The following is a 16,890-nucleotide window of genomic DNA, read 5'->3' on the forward strand; positions in this document are numbered from 1 at the left end:
ATTATGCCCTGGGAGGGTTCCAGCATTTCGCTGTATAACCGGGAAGAGAGAGGATCCGGTATTCAGTATAAGGGGTATAAATAATGTTCGTAACGGGTTCTATCTGTACTGTCTTTTCCAATACTACGGGAACAGAGCAGTTATGGCAATTGAAGAAAGGAGAACATATACCTTGTGGCGCATCATGCCTGTCGCCTTCGCAATTATCAAAATTGCAACAGGGAATGACTGCCATCAGCAGCACATAGATCGATATGATCAATGTAAATACTTTCATAATGCCGGGTCAAATATAGGTCAATCATCAGATTTATTTGTAATGAAAGATTGCAACACTGTTGTCAGTCGGAAGGAAAGGCGCATAGATGTAGCTGTCTGACAGGTATCTATGGCCTTTCTGCTTATTTCGCCAATTGTAGCACGGCCCACAGGGCAGCACCGGAAATGATCACCCATAAAAGCACACCTTGTATCAATGGTCTTACACCTACGCCTTTCAGTACAGCACCGGATAATCCTGCACCGATCAGGAACAGGGTAACAGTGAGACCGGTCTTTGCTACGTGTACGATCGTCTCACTGACAGGCTGCATTGGTATATAAGTATGTATGATCATGGCCAGGATGAACAAGCCTATGAAGTATGGTATTTTCATTTTCTGTTTGCCTGTTTTGAAACAGAAGGCGGTCAACAGTACTACTGGTATGATCCAGAGTGCACGGGCAAGTTTAACGGTGGTGGCTATTTCGAGTGCTTCAGGACCATATTTGCTGGCGGCTCCTACAACAGAACTGGTGTCGTGAATAGCAATAGCGCTCCACAACCCGAACTGCGTCTGTGTCATATGCAGGAGATGACCAATAAAGGGGAACAGGAAGAGTGCTGCTGAGTTCAGGATGAAAACCGTGCCCAGGGCAACTGACAATTGTTTTTCTTCCGCTCTGATAACGGGGGAAATAGCTGCGATAGCGCTTCCTCCACAGATGGCGGTACCACAGGAGATGAGATGTGATGTTTTGGTATCAATCTTTAATAGCTTCCCCGCTATATAGCCTATTACCAGGGTACCGGTAATAGAGGCTATGGTAAATAAAAATCCTTCGCTGCCGGCTTTTACAGCGCTATGGATGTTCATACCGAAACCCAGTCCTACGACAGAGATCTGCAATAATATATGTGTGGCTTTATGATTAAGATGAAGGAAGGGATGCCCTATAAACTGTGCGATGATCAAGCCTGTTACCAGGGCTACAGGTGGAGTTACCCAGGGTGTCAGACAGGCGGTCAGCGCCAACACAAATATCACTTCGCGGGTAGTGATGCTTCTGTCCAGGAAATGCTTTTTCACGATGCCTTCCTCAATCGTCTTTTCATTGTGCACTATTGTATTCATATGCTTGATCTTTTGATGGCACAAAGTTGCGCTATATCTCCTGTCAAAGGAAATCATCATTGGTAATATCCGATAACCTGAGGTTATCCGTTATGTATCCTGAAAGTTATCTACCCATCAGCAGGAAAAGATTTATTTGGCAAATAATACCGATTGGTATATTTTTACATCGTCTTAATGAAAGTGATATGAGTAAGGCAGAAAAAACGAAAGAGTTCATCGTAGAGAAAACGGCTCCTATCTTTAATAAGAAGGGATTTGCCGGTACTTCTCTTTCTGACATGACGGAGGCGACGGGTCTTACGAAGGGTAGTATTTATGGCAATTTCGCCAATAAAGATGAGGTGGCCCTGGCTTCATTTGACTACAACCTCCGTAAGATGAGGTCATTTATCTATGCTGAAGAGGAAAAAGTCGAAACTATCAAGGAAAAGCTGATGGTGCGTACCAGGCTGTTTGGAAAAGAACGTCCCCTGGCTTACCCGGAGGGTGGCTGTCCGTTGCTGAATACCGGCCCTGAAGCAGATGATACACATCCTGCGCTGAGAGCAAGGGTAGCGGATGCCATTGAACGCTGGAAGGAAAGAACTATCAGCATGATAGAAGAAGGCATCAGGAATAAAGAGATCTCTCCGGATACGGATGCAGAACAGGCTGCGCTCACGCTCATCTCTATGATCCAGGGAGCTATATTTGTGGCCAGGACAACCGGCAAGCTGGAATACGGCAAGCGTGTCATGGAGTCGACCAGAAAATATATTGAATCACTCTGACTATTTTTTTAACTATAAATATACCAATCGGTATAATTTTTCAAAGCGTAAACAAAACATCATGAAAACGAATAACAACACTGTCCTCATAACAGGCGGCGGAGCAGGCATTGGCTTTCAGACAGCCAAATTATTATCTGAAAAAGGTAATCATGTCATCATTACCGGCAGAAATGCGGGCACCCTGGAAAAAGCAGCAGCACAGCTGAAAAACGTAACACCCATTGTGTCTGACGTATCAAAAGAAGAGGATGTATTTGCACTGGTGAAAAAGCTCAAAGCGGAATTTCCAGCCTTGAATATTGTGATCAACAATGCAGCAGCAGCGGAAGTATACACGCTGGAAGCCGGCGTAAATGCTTATGATAAGGCATCTCATGAAATACATACCAATTTCCTTTCTGTAATAAGGCTGAATGAACTGTTACTGCCATTGCTGGAAAAACAGGCAGAAGCAGCCATTGTAAACGTATCTTCTGTCGTGGCGATCGTTCCAGGTGTGAGACTGCCGGGTTATGCTGCCAGTAAAGCGGCGCTGCATTCTTATACCCAGGTATTGAGACATACACTATCTGACACCAGTGTGAAAGTGTTTGAACTGATGCCTCCATTGGTGAACACAGAATTCTCCAAAGAGATCGGTGGCGAGAATGGTATACCTCCGGCTGCAGTAGCAGAGGCCTTGCTCGAAGCGCTGGCTACAGATCATTATGAAATACATGTAGGCAACACTGCTGATCTTTATAAATTGTTCCTTTCCTCTCCTGCTGAGGCTTTCAAAGTAATGAACGCCGGAAGGTAAATCCTGCTTTTTTTTGACAGTTATTATACCGACTGGTATAATAACTGTCTCCATATAATTCTCTCACATGAAAAGGACTATACTGCTGATCACCGTTATTGCTGCTGCGGTAATGGAGCTGATAGACACATCCATCGTCAACGTAGCATTATCGCATATGAGCGGTAACCTGGGTGCTACACTGGAAGACACTTCCTGGGTGATCACGGCATATGCTATTGCCAATGTGATCATCATTCCTATCACCAGTTTCCTTTCGAATAAACTTGGCCGGCGTAATTACTATATTGGGTCCATCATTGCTTTCACCTTCTTTTCATTCATGTGCGGGCAGGCATCCAATATCTGGGTGCTAATTATCTTCCGCTTCTTACAGGGTATGGGTGGAGGCGCCCTGTTATCCGTTTCGCAGGTGATTGTGTTTGAACTTTTTCCTAAGGAAAAACAGAATGTGGCCAGCGCATTGTTTGGTGTCGGCGTATTCGTTGGTCCTACTATCGGCCCTACCCTCGGTGGTTATATCACGGAGTTCTACGACTGGCCATGGATATTCTTTATCAACGTTCCTATTGGTATTGTTGCTGCAGCCATCTGTTATGCATTATTGAAAGAACCGGAAGTGAAAGGAACAGCAGGTAAAATTGACTGGGCAGGTATTATCTTGCTCGCTATTGGTGTCGGCTCTCTGCAGACGGTGTTGGAACGGGGTGAGACGGACGATTGGTTTGAAGCAGGATATATCATTTTCCTGAGTGTTACGGCTTTCTTTGGACTATTGCTATTTATATGGTGGGAGCTGACTACGCCGACGCCGGTCGTTAACCTGCGGGTACTTAAAAGCAGGAACCTGAGTCTGGCGGCCATACTGACTTTTGTATCGGGTGTAGGCCTGTTTAGCTCTGTATTCCTGACGCCTGTATTTGCGCAAAGACTACTAAATTTTACACCAACACAAACAGGCCTGCTATTGCTGCCGGGCGCTATACTCGCCATCGGGGGACTGATCATCTCGGCCAGGCTGTTACAAAGGGGCGTCTCTCCTCTCATTATGATCACCACCGGCATGCTGATGTTTGTCGTTTTTAGCTGGCAGATGTCCGGTTATAACCTGGACGTCAGTGCCCAAAGTCTGACAACTACGCTGATCTGGAGAGGGGTTGGACTGGCGATGACCACTGTGCCATTGTCGGTATTAGCAGTATCGTCCCTTGCTCCGGTCGACTTTGCACAGGGAGCAGCCCTGAATAATATGATGCGGCAGCTGGGCGGTTCTTTCGGCCTGGCAATGGTAAACACGTACCTGGCCAATCGTAACGCGGTACACCGGTCGGACCTCGTGGCCAATATTACCGCCGACAATCCGGTGGCGGTGAAACGACTGGCTGACTATACACAATTCTTTATATCAAAGGGCGCGGGCCTGGCGGACGCCAAGGCCAAGGCATTGCGGCTCATAGATGCCGGTATTACCAAACAAACTTCGATGCTGAGCTTCGATGATGCTTACCTGTTAATAGGGCTGGTATTCCTTTTTTCACTGCCCTTATTACTGATGGCATCACGGAAGAAGAAAGGTACTAAAGTACAGGTGGTACTTGCAGATCATTAGGATGTTCTCGCTTTGTCAAGTATACCAGGGCTGGGGAAGCATTTGGCTCCCTGGCCCTTTTCGGCTAATTTACAGCCCATACCTGCCGGTGAATGAAGAACAACTACGATAATATTGCCAGATACTACGACTTCCTCAGCCGTATAATATTTCGTACAGCACAACGGGATGCACAAACAGCCCTGCTGCCTTATATTGAGCCTCACAGTACAGTGCTGATCGCAGGAGGAGGCACTGGCTGGATACTGGAAGAGATGGCAAAAATATGTCCCCCCGATTTACATATTTATTATGTGGAGATCTCGGCAAATATGATTGCACTCGCAAAGCAGCAACAATACAAACATGCCGTAACGTTTATTAATATGGCAGTGGAAGATTTCAACGGGGATATTTCTCTTACCTTCGATGTCATCATGACACCGTTTCTGTTTGATAACTTCTCCCAGGAAAGGATAAAGCCTGTTTTCCTTCATCTTCATAACATGCTCAGGCCAGGCGGCAGATGGCTGTTCACTGATTTTCACTATCAAAAAGTGGCGCCGCTGTGGCAGCGGATATTACTCCAGAGTATGTACATGTTCTTCCGGATAGTAAGTCATGTGGAAGCGAGTGCATTGGCGGATATTGAACCTTTATTCAAAGCACATCATTATGAGCAGCTTTTTGAGACGTTCTATTTCAGGAAGTTTATCTGGTCGGCCGTTTACGTTAAAGAGGCGCTTGTTAATAATTGTTAAATTACCCATACTGCGAAAACGTTTCATGGATGATTCATGAGATTTAATAAAAATTTCATGCATTCTATCCTGAACAACCACTAATAGAAAAGAGGGATAGGCTTATTGCCTATCTCTCTTTCAAATCTCCAGACTCCCGGCCGATAGATTCACGTTCCTTGCGGGAAGCACTATGGCTGGAAGCCGTTCTCCCATCTTCTTTCTCCGACGGTTCCATCAGTTTACGCATGTTGACGGCATTTGTTTCATCACTCCGCAAATTTGCCATATAAACATGCATCTTTGTTTTGCCGCCGGATATTACACGACTTTCTCCACTCATGAGTGCTTCATAACCGTCCTGGGCTACTTCCTCGGGGGTTTGCAATGACTCTTCCCGATACGTCTTCGTATTTTCCATATTAGCCTTATGGAAAAAGTCTGTATCAGATGCTCCCGGCACTAACACTGTAATATTTACGCCGGTGCCTACCAGCTCATTACTGACAGCAGCGCTGAATGACAGTACAAAGGCTTTTGTGGCGGCATACACTGACAATAATGGCATGGGGGCTTTACCAGCTTCTGATCCCAATTGTAGTATATGTCCTTCGCCTCTTGTCACCATATCAGTAAGAAAGTATTTAGTCAATGCCACCAGTGAACAAACATTCAGCTGAATAATGTCAAGATTACGCTGCAGATCAACATCTACGAAACGGCCCCATTCTCCCTGTCCGGCGTCATTCACCAGGTAATTCACAACAATGCCCCTGGCCTGTACTTCATCATATATTTCCTTTGCTGCAGCCGGCTGAAAGAGATCACATGAAAAAGGTGTTACCTCAATATTATATTGCTGCTTCAATTCATCCGTCACTTCCTGCAATCTTTCTTTGGATCTGGCAACAAGCACCAGGCTAAAGCCGTCCTTTGCAAACAATTTTGCCAACTCATACCCGAAACCACTTGTGGCGCCGGTAATCAGTGCATATTGGTTACGGTTGTTTACGTTAATTACTGGCATACATTTCAATTTAATGTCAACGGGAATTTTTAAGACTTTCCGGCGCTTCTTTCAGTTCATCCCTTTGTTTGCTTACGTCGGGAGTTACTTCTTTTGCACCTTTGTTATCACGTTCCCGTTCGGTCTGCTCGATAGATGATGCAGAAGATTCAGCTGCTTCTGATTGTTCAGCTTTACCAGTAAGGTCTTCTTTTGTCATCTTTGGTTTATTCTGTCCCATAACATAAATTTTAAGCTTGAAAGAATAACTTTTAAAATCAAACAACAAGCCATGTATGCCATTCTATAGGACGAGGCGAAGTCGACCGGCATATTTGTACATATGCTGGTACAGCAGTGTGGAATAAATTACTGGGTAACAAACCTGCGGCTATCTCTTCAGTCAGCCGACTGAACAGGCGCTTCTTTCTCTGTTCCTGCAATAAAGCTTTCCTTTCCGATATTGTTCTGTTCTCCCAGCGACAGATCATCTGTACGCGTGGTTTGCAACCAGCCGGTTCTGGAGCGTCTGAATATCTGTATGGCCAGGCCCATATCCCGATAAAAATCTTTTTCTACTTCTGCCACGGTGCGGTGCTCACTGATATCTACCCAGCCAAAGCTGTGGATCAACCGGATATCCTCGATGGGAGTATTACCAGGGATCTTTTTATTATTGGCGGAGCCTTCTCCCGGTTCATGGGGACAGAGATAACATTCCAGTTTCAGGTAAGGATATACCTCATGAAACTTGTTCTGGATGTTACGCAAAATATCTTCTTCACTGATATATATTTCCATCTTGTTGCGTTTTAATGAGTTATTGATACACCAGTCATCTTTCCCATGTATTCCCCTTTTTGTAAAACAAACAGGTGAATTATTAGTTGCAGGAATGACAAGATGTTTCAAAGGTAGAACACCCGGGAAGGGTGAGCAATGATGGAAGTTATAAGGAAAGGTGTTTATGATCAGGGAAAATCATTCTCCCGGTAGCAAAGGAAGGATGCAGTCCTGCAGGAAAGAACCTCTCAGCTGGCTGTAAAGGATACCGCGGGTGATACCGGTAGCTGCCCTGGAAACAGCCTGCCCGATGTCGGCCGATATGAGGTATTCTCCGCTTGTCTGTCTCGTCAGTGTTCCTTCAGATGCAGGAATACCAAAACCACATGCTACTGTTGCAGTAGCAAGGGGAAGGGTACTGCCGGATGGCATGACGGTTACGGTCGTGAATACAACAACCAGTTGTTTGTCAGGGTTTGTCTTTTGTTCCTGTTGTACATTAAACTCATAACTCACCTGTTTCTCCTTGCTGCCAGCGAAAGGCTCCGGCGAAAGGGAAAAGGAAAGCAGTTCAATGCCATGTAAATTAGGGGAGGTTTCCAATTTGTGCTGATTATAGTAGAGAAAAAATCGCGTGTGTTCAGGCGTTTACAGGGGAGCCTGTTAAACCACCGCTTTGACTGGCTATCTTGTATAGTGGCCCCTGGATGACGTCTTTTAAGGACGAAGGAACTACCGGAACGGTAACATTGACGTTCAGCGGTGGCGGCGCTATTGCCAGGTCGGCATCCAGCAGCCTAATGCCCAGTACCCGCTGGATATCTACTAATGTATCCATGGTAAAATTGTGGGTACCACTTAGCCATTTAGATACCAGGGAGGGGCTTTTCAAGTGGAGCTCCCGGGCGAGATCAAGGCTCTTCCAGCCTTTGGCTTTGAGGGCTGCATGAATCTTTGCGGCCATTTTCATTTTGTGGTCTGTCTGGTCTTGCTCAGCGGGGCTGATGTGACTCAGTAAATTATTTACCAGATCGCTGGTGTAGTTTGTGTTGGTTGCATCAAAGTTTTCCATCATTCTTTTTTAACGTATGAGTAATAAATCTCCTTCCAGTTTTAGCCGGTTGAGGGATATCCTTAAGGTATTATCCTTTAGCCGGGTGCGGATTATTTTGGAATAATGCATCATCTCATTGACTTCCCGGGCCAGTTTGGGATCATCCTGCCAGGCGCGGACATTTTTTGGACCTCCGCCACCCACGATCACTATCTGCTCACTTAGACGTATGCAGTACAGGCGCAGATGCTTATCGGGAATATCATAAAGGGCACAGACCTGGTCATCCCATTCCAGTCCTTCATCCAATTTAAAATAAGTACTGACAGCCCCTGTTACATTCCCGATACTCTTGAGCCGCCCCATCATACTTAGCAGATCCTGAAAGAACTCTTTTTCGTATTCCATTATAAACCGGTCCAAAAAAGCATACTGACTTTCGTCAGTAATAATACTATAGACCGAAGCCTTCTTACCTGAGAGATTATTCAGGCAAACCAATTTTGATTTCACTTAAAGAAGAACTTTTACGAAGTTAACAATATAAAATCACTTTAAAGTGATTTTTAAAACATTTTTTTTTACCTAAAAGTAAATTACTACATATTTCGCTAATTTATTACACTGATAGGTATACTATTTTTTCCTTCCTGCTGCCCTTTCTTAAGGTAGGTTAATGGATTCCTCCCCTTTTCCGGCGTATATTTGTTGCAACATATAAATACACTGATCATGGCAAAAACAGTATTACATAAGGCAGCAACACGTGGACATGCAGACCACGGATGGTTAAACAGCCATCATACTTTCAGTTTTGCCAACTACTACAATCCTGAAAGGATGCGGTTTGGTGCCCTACGGGTATTGAATGATGATATAGTAGCTGGTGGAAGAGGTTTTGACGCTCATCCTCATGATAATATGGAAATTATCAGTATTCCCCTGAAAGGCGCCCTGGAACACAAGGACAACCTGGGCAACACCGTACTCACCAAAGCAGGCGAGATACAGGTAATGAGTACAGGAACCGGCGTTTTTCACAGTGAGTACAATGCTAATACCGATATACCTGCTCATTTCCTGCAGATCTGGTTATTTCCTAACCAGTTGAATGTGACTCCCAGATATGATCAGGTAACAGTGGATATTGAGAGCAAGCCTAACCATCTGCAACAGCTGATCTCCCCGGATCCCAATGGTGAAGGTACCTGGTTGTACCAGGACGCCTGGTTTCACATGGGCCGGTTTGACAAAGGCAGTGAGACTTCTTATGATGTCAAAAAACAGGGAAACGGCGTGTACTTCTTTGTGATCAAAGGAAAATTCATCATCAACGGGCAGGAACTGGATAACAGCGACGGCTACGGCGTAGAGGATGCAAGTCATTTCACTATCGTATCGCAGGAAGAAGATGCCCGCTTACTGGTGATAGATGTACCATTATTCAGTTGATTTTGACAACTCATTGCTGAAAAAGCATGCGTTGTTACATATACCTTTGCTTAACTTAAACATTCAATATAAATCAAATTATATGTCTCCTATTAAGATTGCCAACACACAGAATGAAGTACTGGATCTGATCAGGAACAGGTGGAGCCCACGCTCATTTTCCGCCAAGGATCTGAATACGGCAACAGTTGAGACCATCCTCGAAGCGGGATCATGGGCGCCCAGCGCAAACAATTCACAGCCCTGGCGCTTTATATATGCTTTACGTGGTACGCCGGGTTTTGATAAGCTGCTTTCAACGCTGGCTCCTGGTAATGTACCCTGGGCGAAAAATGCTGCTGCACTGGTAGCCTCTATAGGCATCCGTGAACTGCCTGACACCCAGCAGAAAAATCATTATTACATGCACGACGTGGGCATGGCCACCTCTTTCATGCTGTTACAGGCTTTAAATATGGATGTATACGGACATGTGATGGCGGGCTTCAATAAACAACATGCTGCTGAATTACTGGGGCTGTCAGCTAATGAAGAAGCGGTGTCCATGCTGGCACTGGGCTATGTAGACAGCGCGGAAAAACTGGATGAACCTTACAAAACAAGGGAATTAACTCCCAGAAGCCGCAATCCGATATCTGCGATTGCTACTCAACTGGACTAAACCACACTATATGGAACCAATGCAACTGCATATACTCGCTGTAGGAAGAAATGCTGAGATCATGACGGTGATGCATCGACTACTCAATGCTCCCGACAACTGGACAGGTGTGACCGTTACGACAGACGAAGCTGCTAAGTCAGCTTTTGAAAAAGAAGCGTTTGATATTGTGCTGCTCTGCGCCGGCATTAGTCCTGAAGAAGAAACAGCATTGACTTCCTGGTTCAAACAGCGTTCGCCAGCCATTATTGTCAAAAGGCATTATGGTGGAGGCAGTGGCCTACTGAAAAATGAAATATTATACGCCCTGGAGAATAGATAACAATCTGGCACTACAAAACACCTGGTATGAAAAAAAACATTGCACACATCCTTGCGGGAAGAGCAAAAAATATCACTCCTACCCAAACGGTATTACAGCCTTTGCCACATGCGGACTTCCGTTTCGCCAATCCGTTCATCGTCCTGCATCATGGAGGACCTGATATCGTACCGGCGGGATCGGATGATAGGATACATCCCCATCCGCACAGAGGTTTTGCTCCCGTTACCTTCCAGTTACAAGGACAGGCGCATCATAAAGACACTGCCGGCAACGATCAGTTACTGAATGCAGGTGATGCACAATGGATGTTTGCAGGAAAAGCGATCCTCCACAGTGAGGGACCTTCAGCCCAGATGCATAAAAATGGCGGCGTATCAGAGATATTACAGTTATGGGTAAACGTACCTGCGGCCCATAAATGGGATGATCCCCGTTACCAGTTCGTACGGAACGAGGAGATGCCCAGCATACTTGAACAGGACGGTGTCAACCTCCGCCTCCTAAGCGGACAATTCGACGGTAAAACAGGACCGGTAAACATTTCTTTTACCCCTGTGATTTCCGCAGTAGGTGAAATTGCAGGTGGTAAGGAAGTGGAGTTCAACGTAACAGCAGACTACTGGACCTTACTATATGTTGCACATGGCAGGGTGACTATCGATGATATCACACCAGTGCCCGAACATTCCCTGATCGTCTTCAAAAGAGAAGGCACTACTTTCTCAGTAGCTGCCAATGAAGACAGCCAGGTGCTTTTCCTCTCAGCTGAAGTCATTGACGAACCGGTAGCAGCCAAAGACAATTTCGTTATGAACACCATGGCGGAAGTAGACCAGGCTATAGAGGATTATAAGAATGGCCGCTTTGGCACATTAGCTTACTAAACATTAAAAACTATTTTATGGAAGATAGAATCTTAGGCCTTCATCACATTACGGCCATTGCAGACAATGCTAAAAGAAACCTTCAGTTTTATACAGAAACCTTAGGTCTTCGCTTCGTGAAGAAGACGGTGAACTTCGACGATCCGGGTACTTATCACTTCTACTTTGGAGATGAACATGGTACGCCGGGCTCCATTCTGACCTTCTTCCCATGGGAAGGCATAGGCCGCGGTCAGACAGGAACAGGTATGGCTACAGAGATCGGTTATTCCGTACCTGCAGGCAGCCTGGATTTCTGGGTAGAACGTTTTAAAACGCATAACGTAACACATGGTCCTATAGCCGAAAGGTTTGGTGAGCAGTATCTTCCTTTCGAAGATCCGGATGGCCTGAAACTGAACCTCATCGTATCTAAAACGGCTGACAACCGCCAGGCATGGGAAACGGCTGAAGTGAAAGCAGCCCACGCTACCAAAGGGTTCCACAGTATTGTGCTGACCCTGAGAAGCATCGGTCCTACTGCCAGCATCCTGACAGAAGTACTTGGTTATAAATTCCTGGAACAGGATGGTAACCGTCACCGCTTTGTTACCGACGCCATTCCTGAAGCGAATATTGTAGATCTGGTAGAGTCTAAAGAACCGGCCGGCAGAGGCGGTGGAGGTACTAACCATCACGTGGCTTTCCGTGTAGAAAACGATGAGATCCTCATGAAATTCAGAGACAAAGTGGTAAAGAAAGGACTGAATATTACCCAGAAGATCAATCGTGACTACTTCTTCTCCCTTTATTTCCGGGAGCCAGGTGGCGTGCTGTTTGAACTCGCTACCAACAATCCCGGCTTTACGGTAGATGAACCGCTGGACCAGCTGGGACAACATCTTAAACTACCGGTACAGTATGAATCTATGCGCGCAGACATCGAAAAAGTATTACCTGCACTCAAATAGCAACCTACACAATGGACGAAGTAGTAATCAGGCTCAATGCCAAGAACCACGGTGCTTTCTACCTGATGCACGAAGGAGAACAGACCGGTGAAATGATCATCAGCATTGCTGATAATGTACTAACAGTCTATCATACAGAGATAGATCCCAAATTTGAAGGCAAAGGCCTTGCAAGGGTACTCCTGAATGGTATGGTAGCTTACGCCCGGGAACATCAGCTGAAGATAAAACCGTTGTGTGCTTATGTGCATGCACAGTTTAAGCGACATCCGGAGGAGTTTGCCGACGTCTGGCTGAAGCAGGAAGGAGAGCAATAATCACAAATACAATTTATGCATAGCAAGAAGATAATAACAGCAGGGAAAAAGACGACAGAAGCAAAGAAGGCGCTGATTATGATCCATGGACGCGGAGGGAGTGCGGAAGATATCCTCACTCTCTCCAACTACCTGGAGGTCAGAGATTATGCACTGATAGCCCCACAGGCTACCGGAGGTACCTGGTACCCCTACTCTTTTCTGATGCCCCCTGCGCAGAATGAGCCGTGGCTATCGTCTGCCCTGGCTGTGCTGAAAGAAATAACTGCCGATGTGATAGCTGACGGAATCTCCCGCGAGAATATTTATTTCCTGGGATTTTCACAAGGCGCCTGTCTTACACTGGAATTCGTCACCCGCAACGCGGATACCTATGGCGGAGTGGTGGCCTTTACCGGAGGTCTGATCGGCGACAAGATCTATCCGGAGAACTATACAGGCAATTTCGGGAATACCCCGGTATTCATCGGCACCAGCAATCCTGATCCGCATGTACCGGTGGAACGCGTCAGGGCGAGCGAAAAGATACTGAAAGAAATGGGAGCTGAAATTAAGGTGAATGTCTACAACAATATGGGCCATACCATCAGTCAGGACGAGATCAACCTGGCCAATGAGCTGGTGTTTCGTAAGTAATATTACCCTATCCGCTGTAGACACTTCCTGTCCGGCTATTTATAGGAATGTCAGGTCTTACGCATAGCTTTTGTCCACTAAATGTGGTAACTTTAATAGACTTCTCTAACATGGCTTTGGGATTCGTAAGTAAATAAATTTTACTCACTATCCCGAAGCCTTTGTGTTACAAGCAATACCAACCTGTAGATCAAGTTCACCTCTTCTTTGTCGCTTCTTCGTCAATACAAGGCTTTTCGGTGGTCGCTATGCTCAATGCTTTCTGTACATAGTACTCCTTACCTTACTCAGGAATTCAGGAGATACCCCTATATACCTGGCTATATGATGCTGCGGGATGCGCTGTACAATAGCCGGATATTTCTCTAAAAAAGCCAGATAGCGCTCTTCAGCCGTCTGTGAAATAGAGGCATATATCCGTTGCTGCAATACCCCGGCGGTACGCTGTAGCAACATGCGGAAGACCTTTTCGAACTTGGGGACCTTCTGGTATAAAGTATTCTTGTCTTCGTAAGAAATCGTCAGTAACTCGCAGTCCTCCAGCGTTTCGATATTCTGCCGGGAAGGCTGCTGCTCTGAAAAACTGGCAATATCTGCTACCCACCAATCCTCCACAGCAAAGGTCAGATTTGTTTCCACCCCCTGCTTGTCCACATAGAAGGTACGCACACAACCTTTAAGTATATATGCTTCATAATCACATATTTCTCCCTCTTTCAGGAGAAAGTTCTTCTTCTTTACTTTCCTGAATTGCAGGAGTGAATGGAAGATCTCCACTTCCTCCGGGGTAAGCTGTATATATCTTGCAACGAATTGGTCAATTGAGCCGAACATAGTAAATTGATGGGCGGTTGTCTTAAATTTTGCTTAAAAGCTTACTTTCAACCGCAATAATAAGCAAAGCACGTATTTTTTGATAGTAAATTAGATAAGTATTACATAAATCGTCCCGCATGGAATTTTCATCTCTAAAAAAGTATTCCCGTCTGAAATGGCTCATCCCTGTCTTCTCAGCAGGCATACTTACAGCGTTCTCCCTTGTGCCAGCCGACGACTGGCAGGATAAGATTACAAACGCCCTGGCTCTTTTCAACAAACGTTATCCGCAGGAAAAGGTATACCTGCACTTTGACAAAGACTTCTATGCCTCTGGTGAAACTATCTGGTTCAAGGCATATATCATGATACAGAACCAGCCTTCTCTGACTGCCTCTAACTTATATGTAGAGCTGTTGGATAAAGATGGCAACGTTGTCATGAAAAAACGCCTGCCTGCGGCCGGTGCTGCCGCAGCGGGGGATTTCGAACTACCGGAAACGCTGAAAACCGGCCAGTACCAGGTAAGGGCTTATACCGCCTGGATGCTTAATTATGACCCGGAATTCCTGTTCTATAAGAATATAGAGATCTTCGACCCAGCCAAAAAGAATGCCCTCCCTTCAAGGGACACTGCCATATCACGTGACTTTGCAGTGCAGTTCTTTCCAGAGGGTGGCAATATGCTGCAAAATGCCGCTGGTCAGATCGCCTTTAAGGCCATAGACCAGAACGGTTATCCTATCGCTATTGCAGGTACAGTGCAAAACAGTAAAAAACAGACCGTTGCGGAGATCAAGACCGTGCATGATGGTATGGGCTCCTTTGAACTGACGCCAGCCGCCGGAGAAAACTATAAGGCAATTGTAAGAATAGCTACCGGACAACAAAAAGAAATAGCACTCCCCGCAGTACAGTCTGAAGGTGCTGTGCTTAAACTCTATAACAGGGGCAGCCGTATCTTCTACCAGGCAAGCCTTGCCAATCCTGACGATTCCGCCTACTATCGTATGATGGTGATAGCCCAGGTGCAGAACCAGATGATATATAAGGCCGTACTGGATGCAGGAGAAGGCAGGATCAGCGGGTTTATTCCCACACAGTCTCTTCCCTCCGGTATTGTGCAGGTAACCCTGTTCAGCGACAAAGGGCAGCCGCTTTCCGAAAGACTCGCGTTTATCAGGAAGAATGACCAGATCGACCTCAGCTTCATGAATGCAGAGCTCAGCAAGGATCCGAGAGGTAAAAGCTCTATCGAGCTGTTTGCACCTGACAGTGTGCAGACCAGCATGTCCATCTCTATCACCGATGCTGACCAGGTGCTCAAAGATCCGGATGAGCACAACATTATTTCCAATATGCTGCTCACCTCCGACCTAAAAGGATATATTTATAATCCTGCCTGGTATTTCCAGGACACTACTAAGGAAAGACTGCAGGCGCTCGACCTGGTGATGTTGACAAACGGATGGAGAAGGTTCAACTGGCAGAAGATCCTCAACAACGACATGCCGAAGATCAAATTCCCTTATGAACAGGGTATGTCGCTCAAAGGAACCGCAGTGACCAATACCGGCCGTTATCCGCTGGTGGGTGGTAAAGTGGATTTCATCTTCAAACAACCGTTGGATAGCAGCACCTCTTTCGCCTCTGCCCCTACCAATGACAAAGGTGAATTTGAAGTGCCCAATCTCCAGTTCATGGATACCGTATTGGTATTCTTCCAGGGAAATGACAAACAAAAAAGGTGGAAGGATGTACAGGTTACTTTTGAGCCACACTTCTTTGATAAATCCCCCCAGGTTACTTTACCCTACCCTATGCGGGTACCGGAAGGCCTGGACCTGGCCGCAATGAGCCGGTTCCTGAATACGGCCAGTGAGAGCAATAAGGTGAACCGCTCTATGAGCAACAAGACCGTTTACCTGAAAGAGGTGAACATCCGCGATAAAAAGGTCACGCCACAGCAGACCACAGAGCAGCGTTACACTTCTGGTCTGTTCTCTTCAGGCGATGGTTACACCTTTGATCTGACGAAAGAAACACCTTATCAAACGAATGTGTTCCAGTACCTGCAGTCTAAAGTGGCTGGCTTGAACATTGCCGGAGATATCAATAATCCAAGCATGTCATGGCGTGGGGCCAAACCATCCCTGTACCTGAATGAGATGCCGGTGGATGTCAGCATGCTGGCGAATGTCAACATCAATGATATCGCCCTGGTGAAAGTATTCCGCCCTCCATTTATGGGAGGCTTCGGCGGAGGTGCTGGTGGTGCAATTGCGGTATACACCAAAAAAGGAGGCGATAACAAAGGTGATGAAACGATCCGTGGCTTTGAGCGTATGAAGAAAGCGGGATATAGCCTTGTGAAAGAGTTCTATTCTCCTGATTATGCTGTAAAGAAAGAGGTACATGCTTTGCCTGACAAACGCCTTACGCTCTTCTGGAGCCCTTATATCTCGGTAGATTCCATCACCCATGCTACTACCATCCATTTTTACAACAATGACTTCTCCAAACATTTCCGTATTGTGGTGGAAGGTATTGCAGCCGATGGCCGTGTAGGACGGGTAGAGCAGGTGTATTAAGCGCTTATACTGTTTAACAATACTGATTAAAAAATTAGGAATTGGGCATAGCATCAGGAAGCATCCTTCTTTCTGATTCTTCACACCCAATTCCTAATTATTTTTAGCTTTGTTGTCT

At 45.9% G+C, this 16,890-nt stretch carries 21 protein-coding genes; 12 read left to right on the forward strand and 9 right to left on the reverse strand.

The window, feature by feature from the left end:
* Position 1: 1 nt before the first annotated feature.
* Together CLV42_RS33665 and CLV42_RS06315 are read right to left on the reverse strand one after the other, a co-directional pair.
* Entirely contained in the window at positions 2-277 is a 276-nt protein-coding gene (locus CLV42_RS33665; protein ID WP_146154322.1) for a hypothetical protein, read from the reverse strand.
* A 124-nt stretch (positions 278-401) separates the two neighbouring features.
* On the reverse strand, positions 402-1,394 hold the full coding sequence (locus tag CLV42_RS06315; protein ID WP_106601048.1) for a YeiH family protein: 993 nt from the start codon (positions 1,392-1,394) through the stop codon (positions 402-404).
* 188 nt (positions 1,395-1,582) lie between these two features.
* On the opposite strand from CLV42_RS06315, the gene CLV42_RS06320 reads away from it, so the two are divergent.
* The 4 genes from CLV42_RS06320 (at position 1,583) to CLV42_RS06335 (ending at position 5,318) form a co-directional block, all read left to right on the forward strand.
* Entirely contained in the window at positions 1,583-2,167 is a 585-nt protein-coding gene (locus tag CLV42_RS06320; protein WP_106601355.1) for a TetR/AcrR family transcriptional regulator, read from the forward strand.
* Between the two features lie 61 nt (positions 2,168-2,228).
* Complete coding sequence (locus CLV42_RS06325; protein WP_106601049.1) at positions 2,229-2,969, forward strand: SDR family oxidoreductase; 741 nt, start codon at positions 2,229-2,231, stop codon at positions 2,967-2,969.
* Between the two features lie 67 nt (positions 2,970-3,036).
* Positions 3,037-4,578 (forward strand): DHA2 family efflux MFS transporter permease subunit, encoded by a 1,542-nt coding sequence (locus CLV42_RS06330; protein ID WP_106601050.1) that lies wholly within the window; start codon positions 3,037-3,039, stop codon positions 4,576-4,578.
* Between the two features lie 92 nt (positions 4,579-4,670).
* Positions 4,671-5,318: a class I SAM-dependent methyltransferase gene (locus CLV42_RS06335; RefSeq protein ID WP_106601051.1), complete on the forward strand. Its 648-nt coding sequence runs from the start codon at positions 4,671-4,673 to the stop codon at positions 5,316-5,318.
* Between the two features lie 109 nt (positions 5,319-5,427).
* Here the strand turns inward: CLV42_RS06335 and CLV42_RS06340 are convergent, their stop codons facing one another.
* The 6 genes from CLV42_RS06340 to CLV42_RS06365 all read right to left on the reverse strand — a co-directional run bounded on the left by CLV42_RS06340 (position 5,428) and on the right by CLV42_RS06365 (position 8,653).
* On the reverse strand, positions 5,428-6,324 hold the full coding sequence (locus CLV42_RS06340; RefSeq protein ID WP_106601052.1) for an SDR family NAD(P)-dependent oxidoreductase: 897 nt from the start codon (positions 6,322-6,324) through the stop codon (positions 5,428-5,430).
* Between the two features lie 16 nt (positions 6,325-6,340).
* Complete coding sequence (locus tag CLV42_RS06345) at positions 6,341-6,544, reverse strand: hypothetical protein (RefSeq protein WP_106601053.1); 204 nt, start codon at positions 6,542-6,544, stop codon at positions 6,341-6,343.
* A gap of 158 nt (positions 6,545-6,702) precedes the next feature.
* Positions 6,703-7,104: a hypothetical protein gene (locus tag CLV42_RS06350; protein ID WP_106601054.1), complete on the reverse strand. Its 402-nt coding sequence runs from the start codon at positions 7,102-7,104 to the stop codon at positions 6,703-6,705.
* A 180-nt stretch (positions 7,105-7,284) separates the two neighbouring features.
* Positions 7,285-7,689, reverse strand: a complete 405-nt coding sequence (locus CLV42_RS06355; RefSeq protein WP_106601055.1) for a hypothetical protein — start codon at positions 7,687-7,689, stop codon at positions 7,285-7,287.
* A 37-nt stretch (positions 7,690-7,726) separates the two neighbouring features.
* Positions 7,727-8,161, reverse strand: a complete 435-nt coding sequence (locus tag CLV42_RS06360; RefSeq protein ID WP_106601056.1) for a helix-turn-helix domain-containing protein — start codon at positions 8,159-8,161, stop codon at positions 7,727-7,729.
* Positions 8,162-8,167: 6 nt separating this feature from the next.
* Positions 8,168-8,653, reverse strand: coding sequence for a hypothetical protein (locus CLV42_RS06365; protein ID WP_106601057.1), 486 nt, complete (start codon positions 8,651-8,653; stop codon positions 8,168-8,170).
* Positions 8,654-8,872: 219 nt separating this feature from the next.
* Between CLV42_RS06365 and CLV42_RS06370 the strand changes: the two genes are divergently transcribed.
* The 7 genes from CLV42_RS06370 to CLV42_RS06400 all read left to right on the forward strand — a co-directional run bounded on the left by CLV42_RS06370 (position 8,873) and on the right by CLV42_RS06400 (position 13,365).
* Positions 8,873-9,592, forward strand: a complete 720-nt coding sequence (locus tag CLV42_RS06370; RefSeq protein ID WP_106601058.1) for a pirin family protein — start codon at positions 8,873-8,875, stop codon at positions 9,590-9,592.
* 82 nt (positions 9,593-9,674) lie between these two features.
* Positions 9,675-10,253, forward strand: a complete 579-nt coding sequence (locus CLV42_RS06375; protein WP_106601059.1) for a nitroreductase family protein — start codon at positions 9,675-9,677, stop codon at positions 10,251-10,253.
* A 10-nt stretch (positions 10,254-10,263) separates the two neighbouring features.
* Positions 10,264-10,575 carry a hypothetical protein gene (locus CLV42_RS06380; protein WP_211303393.1) on the forward strand — a complete coding sequence of 104 codons (312 nt, stop codon included), beginning with the start codon at positions 10,264-10,266 and terminating at the stop codon, positions 10,573-10,575.
* A 26-nt stretch (positions 10,576-10,601) separates the two neighbouring features.
* Positions 10,602-11,462, forward strand: coding sequence for a pirin family protein (locus CLV42_RS06385; RefSeq protein ID WP_106601060.1), 861 nt, complete (start codon positions 10,602-10,604; stop codon positions 11,460-11,462).
* Between the two features lie 17 nt (positions 11,463-11,479).
* Entirely contained in the window at positions 11,480-12,412 is a 933-nt protein-coding gene (locus CLV42_RS06390; protein WP_106601061.1) for a ring-cleaving dioxygenase, read from the forward strand.
* 11 nt (positions 12,413-12,423) lie between these two features.
* Complete coding sequence (locus CLV42_RS06395; RefSeq protein WP_106601062.1) at positions 12,424-12,729, forward strand: GNAT family N-acetyltransferase; 306 nt, start codon at positions 12,424-12,426, stop codon at positions 12,727-12,729.
* Between the two features lie 15 nt (positions 12,730-12,744).
* Positions 12,745-13,365 (forward strand): alpha/beta hydrolase, encoded by a 621-nt coding sequence (locus tag CLV42_RS06400; protein ID WP_106601063.1) that lies wholly within the window; start codon positions 12,745-12,747, stop codon positions 13,363-13,365.
* Positions 13,366-13,617: 252 nt separating this feature from the next.
* On the opposite strand, the gene CLV42_RS06405 is transcribed toward CLV42_RS06400, so the two are convergent.
* A complete protein-coding gene (locus CLV42_RS06405) occupies positions 13,618-14,199 on the reverse strand; it encodes a Crp/Fnr family transcriptional regulator (RefSeq protein ID WP_106601064.1) in 582 nt (193 codons plus the stop codon).
* 119 nt (positions 14,200-14,318) lie between these two features.
* Between CLV42_RS06405 and CLV42_RS06410 the strand changes: the two genes are divergently transcribed.
* Positions 14,319-16,772 carry an MG2 domain-containing protein gene (locus CLV42_RS06410; protein WP_106601065.1) on the forward strand — a complete coding sequence of 818 codons (2,454 nt, stop codon included), beginning with the start codon at positions 14,319-14,321 and terminating at the stop codon, positions 16,770-16,772.
* Positions 16,773-16,890: the final 118 nt, after the last annotated feature.

It is taken from the genome of Chitinophaga ginsengisoli, assembly GCF_003014595.1.
GTDB lineage: Bacteria > Bacteroidota > Bacteroidia > Chitinophagales > Chitinophagaceae > Chitinophaga > Chitinophaga ginsengisoli.

What these genes read in the sequence shown, in the direction of transcription:
- CLV42_RS33665 (WP_146154322.1), bottom strand. Translation starts at nt 277, where the DNA reads ATGAAAGTATTTACATTGATCATATCGATCTATGTGCTGCTGATGGCA.
- CLV42_RS06315 (WP_106601048.1), bottom strand. Translation starts at nt 1,394, where the DNA reads ATGAATACAATAGTGCACAATGAAAAGACGATTGAGGAAGGCATCGTG.
- CLV42_RS06320 (WP_106601355.1), top strand. Translation starts at nt 1,583, where the DNA reads ATGAGTAAGGCAGAAAAAACGAAAGAGTTCATCGTAGAGAAAACGGCT.
- CLV42_RS06325 (WP_106601049.1), top strand. Translation starts at nt 2,229, where the DNA reads ATGAAAACGAATAACAACACTGTCCTCATAACAGGCGGCGGAGCAGGC.
- CLV42_RS06330 (WP_106601050.1), top strand. Translation starts at nt 3,037, where the DNA reads ATGAAAAGGACTATACTGCTGATCACCGTTATTGCTGCTGCGGTAATG.
- CLV42_RS06335 (WP_106601051.1), top strand. Translation starts at nt 4,671, where the DNA reads ATGAAGAACAACTACGATAATATTGCCAGATACTACGACTTCCTCAGC.
- CLV42_RS06340 (WP_106601052.1), bottom strand. Translation starts at nt 6,324, where the DNA reads ATGCCAGTAATTAACGTAAACAACCGTAACCAATATGCACTGATTACC.
- CLV42_RS06345 (WP_106601053.1), bottom strand. Translation starts at nt 6,544, where the DNA reads ATGGGACAGAATAAACCAAAGATGACAAAAGAAGACCTTACTGGTAAA.
- CLV42_RS06350 (WP_106601054.1), bottom strand. Translation starts at nt 7,104, where the DNA reads ATGGAAATATATATCAGTGAAGAAGATATTTTGCGTAACATCCAGAAC.
- CLV42_RS06360 (WP_106601056.1), bottom strand. Translation starts at nt 8,161, where the DNA reads ATGATGGAAAACTTTGATGCAACCAACACAAACTACACCAGCGATCTG.
- CLV42_RS06370 (WP_106601058.1), top strand. Translation starts at nt 8,873, where the DNA reads ATGGCAAAAACAGTATTACATAAGGCAGCAACACGTGGACATGCAGAC.
- CLV42_RS06375 (WP_106601059.1), top strand. Translation starts at nt 9,675, where the DNA reads ATGTCTCCTATTAAGATTGCCAACACACAGAATGAAGTACTGGATCTG.
- CLV42_RS06380 (WP_211303393.1), top strand. Translation starts at nt 10,264, where the DNA reads ATGGAACCAATGCAACTGCATATACTCGCTGTAGGAAGAAATGCTGAG.
- CLV42_RS06385 (WP_106601060.1), top strand. Translation starts at nt 10,602, where the DNA reads ATGAAAAAAAACATTGCACACATCCTTGCGGGAAGAGCAAAAAATATC.
- CLV42_RS06390 (WP_106601061.1), top strand. Translation starts at nt 11,480, where the DNA reads ATGGAAGATAGAATCTTAGGCCTTCATCACATTACGGCCATTGCAGAC.
- CLV42_RS06395 (WP_106601062.1), top strand. Translation starts at nt 12,424, where the DNA reads ATGGACGAAGTAGTAATCAGGCTCAATGCCAAGAACCACGGTGCTTTC.
- CLV42_RS06400 (WP_106601063.1), top strand. Translation starts at nt 12,745, where the DNA reads ATGCATAGCAAGAAGATAATAACAGCAGGGAAAAAGACGACAGAAGCA.
- CLV42_RS06405 (WP_106601064.1), bottom strand. Translation starts at nt 14,199, where the DNA reads ATGTTCGGCTCAATTGACCAATTCGTTGCAAGATATATACAGCTTACC.
- CLV42_RS06410 (WP_106601065.1), top strand. Translation starts at nt 14,319, where the DNA reads ATGGAATTTTCATCTCTAAAAAAGTATTCCCGTCTGAAATGGCTCATC.